Genomic DNA, 7,105 nt, shown 5'->3' on the forward strand with positions numbered 1-7,105 from the left:
GAACCGCGGCAGGGCGCGGGTCAGTGCTTCCAGGGACCGGTCACCGCGAACGTGGTGCCCGGGTCGTAGCAGTTGAAGTACATCGTGCTGCTGTCGGGAGAGAAGGCGACGCCCGCGAGTTCGCCCCACGCGGGCTCCTCGGGCGTGCCGATGTCCTGCCGGTTGCGGGCCATCGGGTAGACCGCGCCGTGCTTCGTCAGGCCGTAGACGTGCTGTTCGCCCTCGCCGTCCTCACAGACCATCAGCCCGCCGTTCGGCGCCAGGCAGATGTTGTCCGGCTCCTCACCCGGCATGTCCAGGTCCGAGTCCGGGCCGAAGATGACGACGAGCGTGAGCTGCTTGCGCTTGGGGTCGTAGCGCCAGACCTGCCCGTAGTGGTCGCCCTGAGAGCCCTCCTCGCTCTTGGCGTAGCTGGAGACGAAGTAGACGTACCTGCCGCCCCAGTAGCAGCCCTCCAGCTTCTGGGCGTGGGTGATGCCGTCCTTGCCGAAGTCCTGGTGGCGGATGGCGGTTTCCTTGGCGAGCGGGTCGGGGACGTCGACCCACTCGATCCCGTCGAAGCTCTCGCCGGGCTCGACGACCGCCGACAGGTCCGGCACCCCGGGCACCCTCATGGCCTGAAGCTTGCCGCCTGCGTGCAGCGAGCCGTGGCCGCCGAGGGGCTTCTCGGGCAGGAAACGGTAGAAGAGCCCGAAGGGGTGCTCGAAGGCGTCCTCGGTCTCGTAGATCACGCCGTTGCGCGGGTCGAACGCGATGGCCTCGTGCTGGAACCGGCCCATCGCGGTCAGCGGCTCCACAGAGGTGGGCCGGTCGTGCCGGAAACCGACCTCGAAGATGAAGCCGTGGTCCTTGGAGTAGCCTTCCTCGCCGGCCTTGAACTCGGTCTCCTCGCAGGTCAGCCACGTGTCCCAGGGGCTGGGGCCGCCCGCGCAGTTCGTCGAGGTGCCGGCGATCCCGACCCGCTCCTGCAGGACGTCGTCGTCCCGGTCCAGCTCCAGGAGGGTGCAGCCGCCCAGGGCCTCGGGGTCGTAGGTGAGCCCGTCGACCACGGGAACGCGGTGCTCGGCGTCCATGCGGTTCTCGTGGTTGCGCACGAGCCAGGTCGAGCCGTGCCGGTGGCCGTGGCGGTTGCCGTGGCCGTGGCCGTGGACGGCGAAGGCCGCCATCCCGTCGAAGTTGCTGGGCGCCTTGCCCTCGCCGGAGGACATCTCGCGGCCCTCGCGGGAGAGGATCTTGTAGCGGAAGCCCTTGGGCAGGTCCAGCACGCCCTTCGGGTCCGGGACGAGCGGTCCGTAGCCCGAACGTCCCCCGGTGCCCTGAGCGGCTGCGGTGCCCGTGAACAGCTCGGAGAGGGCGCCCGAGAAGGCGATTCCTGCGCCCATCGCGCCCGATCTTGCCAGCACTTGACGTCGTGTGGTCGACATGAGGAACTCCCTGTTGGCGGCCAGGTACCAGGTGTGTCTACCACGCGGACGGGTGTGCGAGCACTAGGCGCGGCAGCAGTCTCCGCGCGCATGGGAGGGGTGCCCGGCCGGGCCGCCGGTCAGGCGCGGAGGAGGCGTTCGCCGTCGCGGGCGAGCGAGGTCAGCCGCGAGACGGCGCGGAAGTACTTCTTCCGGTAGCCGCCTTCGAGCATCTCCGCACTGAACAGCTCGTCGAAGGGGGCGCCGGAGACGAGCACCGGCAGCTCGCGGTCGTAGAGCCGGTCGGCGAGGACCACCAGCCGCAGCGCCGTCGACTGGTCGGGCACCGGTCCCACCTCCGTGAGGCAGACCGCCCGCACGCCGTCGACCAGTGCGCCGTAACGGCTCGGGTGGACCGCGGAGAGATGGGTGAGCAGGTCGGGGAAGCCGTCCAGGGAGGCGCCCGGTATGCGGTGGGCCGCCCCGGCGACGGCTTCCCCGTCGAAGGGCGCGGGCGCCGCCGGAAGACCGCGGTGCCGGTAGTCCTCACCGTCGATGCGCACGGCCCGGAAGTGCGCGGCCAGCCCCTGGATCTCGCGCAGGAAGTCGGCGGCGGCGAACCGTCCCTCGCCGAGCTTGCCCGGGAGTGTGTTCGATGTCGCGGCCAGGGCCACTCCCTGCTCGGCGAGGCGGCTGAGCAGGCTGGAGACGAGGACTGTGTCACCGGGGTCGTCGAGTTCGAACTCGTCGATGCACAGCAGCCGGTGCTCCCCGAGGGTCCGTACGGTCTGCTGGAAGCCGAGCGCTCCGACGAGGTTCGTCAGCTCCACGAACGTGCCGAACGCCTTGCGCTCGGCGGGTGCGTCGGTCGCGTGCCAGAGCGAGGCGAGCAGGTGCGTCTTGCCGACGCCGTAGCCGCCGTCGAGGTAGATACCGCGCGGCCCCGAGGAGGCGGCCGCCGAACCGGAACCGCGCCTGAACCACCTCTTCCGGCGGCTGCTCCCGCTCCTGCCGTCGTCCGTCGCGCCGGCGAAGGCACGCAGCACCCGCACGGCTTCGCTCTGGCTGGGCCGGTCCGGGTCCGGAACGTAGGTCTCGAAGCGGACCGAGTCGAAGCGCGGGGGAGGCACCATCTCGGCGACGAGACGTTCGGCGGGGACCTGCGGCCGGCGGTCGCTGAGGGAGAGCGGCGCGCCCGTCCCCGCGGGCAGCCGGTCGGGGGAGCCGGGAGAGCCGGGGGAGTCGAGGGAGGGGGACACGCTCTTCATGCTAGTGCCGCGGCAGGCAGGGCCTGCCCGTCGGGGAACGGCGGCCGGTGCGTGTGACCGCTGCGTCGAGCGGGCGTGCCCGGTTCGGCCGCCGGTCCGGGCACGGGGCAAGCCCTCCGCCGCCCGCCGCCGACCGCTCCGGCACGGCGGAGGGCTGCGGCGGCAGCGTGCCAAACTGCGCTGCATGCGACGTCTGTTCCCCCGCACCGCTGACGACTGCACCGCTGACGACCGGGCCGCCCGGCCGCCCGCCCCCGCACCCTCCTCCGGTCCCGATTCCGTCTCCGACGGCACCGGCCCGTGGAGCATCGAGGCGCTGGCCCGTGCGTACGCCTATCCGCAGGCTGCGGACGGCGGGGACGGCGGGGACGGCGGGGACGGCGGGGACGGCGGGGACGGCGGGGACGGCGGCGGCGTGTGGCTGCGCGCCAACATGGTCTCCTCGCTCGACGGCGCCGCCTGGCACGACGGCCGTTCCCAACCGCTGTCGTGCGACGCGGACATGCGCGTCTTCGGTGTGCTGAGGGGGCTGGCGGACGCGGTGGTCGTGGGGGCGCAGACCGTACGTCAGGAGGGCTACCGGCCCGCGCGCGAGCGTGAGGTCTTCGCACGCCGGCGCGCGGCGGCCGGACAGAGCCCCGCGCCGGCCATCGCCGTGGTAAGCGCCGGGCTCGATCTGGACTTCTCCCTGCCGCTGTTCACGCGTCCCCCGGTACCGACGGTGCTGGTGACCGGAGCAGCGGCTCCCTCCGACCGTGTCGCCGCCGCCCGGCGGGCCGGCGCGGACGTCGTCTTCGCCGGTGAGGGGGCGGCCGTCGACCCCGCACGGCTGCCCGGGGCGCTCGCGGAGCGCGGGATGCGCCGCCTGCTGACGGAAGGCGGCCCGCGGCTGCTGGGCCAACTGGTCGAGGGGGACGTGCTGGACGAGGTCTGTCTGACGATCGCGCCGCGCGTGACCTCGGGTGACGCGTCGCGGATCGTCAGCGGAGGCGAGGTGGCGGTGCCTGTGGACTTCCGCCTCGTGGGGGTACTGGAGGAGGACGGGTTTCTCTTCACCCGTTATCAGCGCATCGGACAATCGGTGGATTAGGGCGATGCTGTCGCTGCTGCTGGGCAGACTGGTGTGCGCGAGCCCCGCGTACGCGGGGGAGCAGGATGTTCGTTCCGGAGCCCGCCGGGCTCCATGTGGGAGAAGGGCGCAGCCGTGTTCACGAGCGTATTGATGATCGAGAAACCACTGGTGTCCGACGATGTGGAACTCGTCACGACGCTGCACGGCGAGGAGGCCGTCTCCTTCGTCGTCCTCATACAGCCGCGCGGCGACCAGGACCGGCTGCTGCGCGCCCTGGACGACGTCGCGCTCGGGGAGTTCGACGCGGCCGTGCGCGAGGGCAGCGAACCGGACGATCTGGAGACCAAGGAGCCCGCAGAGCGTGCCCTGGAGCACTCGCTGTCCCTGCTGAGGGAGGCAGGCGCTCAGGCGGAGGGCCGGGTCATCGAGGACCGGCCGCTCGAGGTGCTCACCACCGTCGTCGAGGAGTCCGGCGCGGACGAGGTCATCGTGCTGACCGCGCCGCATCTGGTCGAGGAGTTCTTCCACCGCGACTGGGCGACCAGAGCACGGCACAAGGTGGGCGTTCCGGTGCTGAAGCTGTTCGCGCACACCGAATAGCGCGCCTGCCGGCCGGGTCGGGGCGGCCGGAGGCACAGCGGGGTGCGCGACCGGCGGCCGTCCTGCGCGTCCGCAGCGCATAGGCTGAGCGGCGTGCGCGCACCGGACACCGCCATCACGCGTACGGTGCGCGCCGCGCCCGACTTCGAGAGCACGAGCCCTGGAGGCGCCCGCATGGCAGCCGACCCGTCGACCCGCCCCACCGTCCCGTCGGTCCTGGCCCGTCCGCACTTCATCGGCATCGGCGGCGCCGGGATGTCCGGAATCGCCAAGATCCTCACGCAGCGCGGTGCGCGTGTCCAGGGCAGTGACGCCAGGGAGTCGGTCACGACGAAGGCGCTGCGCGGCCTGGGCGCCGAGGTCCACATCGGTCACGCTGCCGGGCACCTGGCGCCGGACGCCACGGCAGTCGTCGTCTCCAGCGCCATCCGGGCGGACAACCCGGAACTGTCCGCGGCCCAGGAGCGCGGCGTCCCCGTCGTGCACCGCTCGGACGCGCTGGCGGCGCTGATGGAGGCGTGCCGCCCCCTCGCCGTCGCCGGGACGCACGGCAAGACCACCACCACCTCGATGCTCGCGGTCGGGCTGGGCGCTCTCGGCCTCGACCCCTCGTACGCCATCGGCGGCGACCTCGACGAGCCGGGCTCGAACGCGCACAACGGCCGCGGGGAGATCTTCGTCGCGGAGGCGGACGAGAGCGACCGCAGTTTCCACAAGTACGACCCCGAGGTGGCCGTCGTACTCAACGTGGAGCTGGACCACCACGCCAACTACGCCTCCATGGAGGAGATCTACGAGTCCTTCGAGACCTTCGCCGACCGCGTGCGCCCCGGCGGCACACTCATCGTCTCCGCCGACCACGACGGCGCGCGCGAGCTGACCCGCCGGCTGCGCGAGCGCGGGGGAGTGCGGGTGCGCACCTACGGCGAGGACGAGGACGCCGACGTCCGCGTCCTCGACGTCACCGCGCACGGCCTGACCAGCGAGGTCACGGTCCTGCTCGACGGCGACGAGCTGACCTTCGCCGTCTTCGTGCCCGGCCGGCACTACGCGCACAACGCCGTCGCCGCCCTCGTCGCGGGCAGCCAGATGGGCGTCCCGGCGGGCGAGCTGGCCAAGGCCCTGGGCACCTACACCGGTGTGCAGCGCCGCCTGCAGCTCAAGGGCGAGGCGAACAGCGTCCAGGTCATCGACTCCTACGCCCACCACCCCACCGAGATGACCGCGGACCTCGAAGCCATCAGGGGAGGGGCGGGAGACGGACGCGTCCTGGTCCTCTTCCAGCCGCACCTCTTCAGCCGCACCCAGGAGCTGGCGACCGAGATGGGGGAGGCGCTGGCACTGGCCGACGCCTCCGTCGTGCTGGACATCTATCCCGCGCGCGAGGACCCGATCCCGGGGGTCACCAGTTCGCTGATCGTGGACGCGGCACGGGCCGCGGGCGCCGACGTGCGGCACGCCCCCGCCGGCAGCGGCTCCGGGCCGCAGGCGGGGTCCGAGACCATCGCGGGCACCGAGGCCATCGCGGGCCCCGAAATCATCGCGGGCCCCGAGATCATCGCGGGAATGGCGAGGCCCGGCGATCTCGTTCTCACCATGGGGGCGGGTGATGTGACGGAGCTCGGGCCCAGGATTCTCGCCCTGCTGCCGCAGGACTGAGGATTGACAGGCAGAGGGCGCCGGCAGCAGCCCGTACGGAGTGCGACGAAGGACCAGAAGGAGGCCCAGCGTGGCGTACGAGATCGACAAGCCGGAGGAGCAGTGGCGGGCCGAGCTCACCCCCGAGGAGTACCGGGTGCTGCGGGAGGCCGGGACCGAACGCGCCTTCACCGGTGAGTACACCGACACCAAGACGACCGGCGTCTACGACTGCCGCGCCTGCGGCGCGGAACTCTTCCGTTCGGACACGAAGTTCGAGTCCCACTGCGGCTGGCCGAGCTTCTACGACCCGGCCGAGTCGGAAGCCGTCGAGCTGATCCAGGACCGTTCGATGGGGATGCTCCGCACGGAGGTCCGGTGTGCGCGCTGTGGCTCCCACCTCGGCCACGTCTTCGAGGGCGAGGGCTATCCGACGCCGACGGACCAGCGCTACTGCATCAACAGCATCTCGGTCCGGCTGGTCCCCGCGGAGTCGTGAGCACGTCCGCGGGGCCGTGAGCACGGGCCGGTCGCGGCGGCGCCGGTGGCATTCCCTCCCGCCGGGCCCGTCAGGTGCGAGCGGCGGCGGCGTCAGTCGCCGCCGTTTCCGTTTCCGCTGCCGGGGGTGGGGGTGTTCTTCTGGATCTGGAGCAGGAACTCGGTGTTGGACTTGGTCTGCTTCATCTTGTCCAGCAGCAGTTCGATGGCCTGCTGCTGGTCCAGGGCGTGCAGGACCCGGCGGAGCTTCCAGATGATCTGCAGCTCGTCGCCCGCCATGAGGATCTCCTCCTTGCGGGTGCCCGAAGCGTCCACGTCCACCGCGGGGAAGATCCTCTTCTCCGACAGCTTCCGGTCCAGCTTCAGCTCCATGTTGCCGGTGCCCTTGAACTCCTCGAAGATCACCTCATCCATCCGCGAACCGGTCTCCACCAGCGCCGCGGCCAGAATCGTCAGCGACCCCCCGTCCTCGATGTTGCGCGCCGCACCGAAGAACTTCTTCGGCGGATACAGCGCCGTGGAATCCACACCACCGGACAGGATCCGCCCCGAGGCCGGAGCCGCCAGGTTGTAGGCACGACCCAGCCGCGTGATGTTGTCCAGCAGCACCACCACGTCGTGCCCCA

At 71.7% G+C, this 7,105-nt stretch carries 6 protein-coding genes and 1 pseudogene; 4 read left to right on the plus strand and 3 right to left on the minus strand.

Features of this window, described 5'->3' with window-relative positions:
- Positions 1 to 20 precede the first annotated feature (20 nt).
- Both H343_RS0122790 and zapE read right to left on the minus strand, forming a co-directional pair.
- Positions 21 to 1,424: an alkaline phosphatase PhoX gene (locus tag H343_RS0122790; protein ID WP_028433030.1), complete on the minus strand. Its 1,404-nt coding sequence runs from the start codon at positions 1,422 to 1,424 to the stop codon at positions 21 to 23.
- 119 nt (positions 1,425 to 1,543) lie between these two features.
- Positions 1,544 to 2,671, minus strand: a complete 1,128-nt coding sequence (gene zapE / locus H343_RS0122795; RefSeq protein WP_028433031.1) for a cell division protein ZapE — start codon at positions 2,669 to 2,671, stop codon at positions 1,544 to 1,546.
- Between the two features lie 184 nt (positions 2,672 to 2,855).
- Between zapE and H343_RS0122800 the strand changes: the two genes are divergently transcribed.
- From H343_RS0122800 to msrB, 4 genes are all read left to right on the plus strand, one after another.
- A complete protein-coding gene (locus tag H343_RS0122800) occupies positions 2,856 to 3,761 on the plus strand; it encodes a pyrimidine reductase family protein (RefSeq protein ID WP_028433032.1) in 906 nt (301 codons plus the stop codon).
- A 114-nt stretch (positions 3,762 to 3,875) separates the two neighbouring features.
- Positions 3,876 to 4,343: a hypothetical protein gene (locus tag H343_RS0122805; RefSeq protein WP_028433033.1), complete on the plus strand. Its 468-nt coding sequence runs from the start codon at positions 3,876 to 3,878 to the stop codon at positions 4,341 to 4,343.
- Between the two features lie 174 nt (positions 4,344 to 4,517).
- Positions 4,518 to 6,002, plus strand: coding sequence for a UDP-N-acetylmuramate--L-alanine ligase (murC, locus tag H343_RS0122810; RefSeq protein WP_028433034.1), 1,485 nt, complete (start codon positions 4,518 to 4,520; stop codon positions 6,000 to 6,002).
- Positions 6,003 to 6,072: 70 nt separating this feature from the next.
- Positions 6,073 to 6,480 carry a peptide-methionine (R)-S-oxide reductase MsrB gene (gene msrB, locus H343_RS0122815; RefSeq protein WP_028433035.1) on the plus strand — a complete coding sequence of 136 codons (408 nt, stop codon included), beginning with the start codon at positions 6,073 to 6,075 and terminating at the stop codon, positions 6,478 to 6,480.
- 92 nt (positions 6,481 to 6,572) lie between these two features.
- Here the strand turns inward: msrB and H343_RS0122820 are convergent.
- Positions 6,573 to 7,105 (minus strand): annotated as a pseudogene (locus tag H343_RS0122820) (transcription termination factor Rho); the annotation flags it as partial.

This window comes from Streptomyces sp. TAA204 (assembly GCF_000424965.1).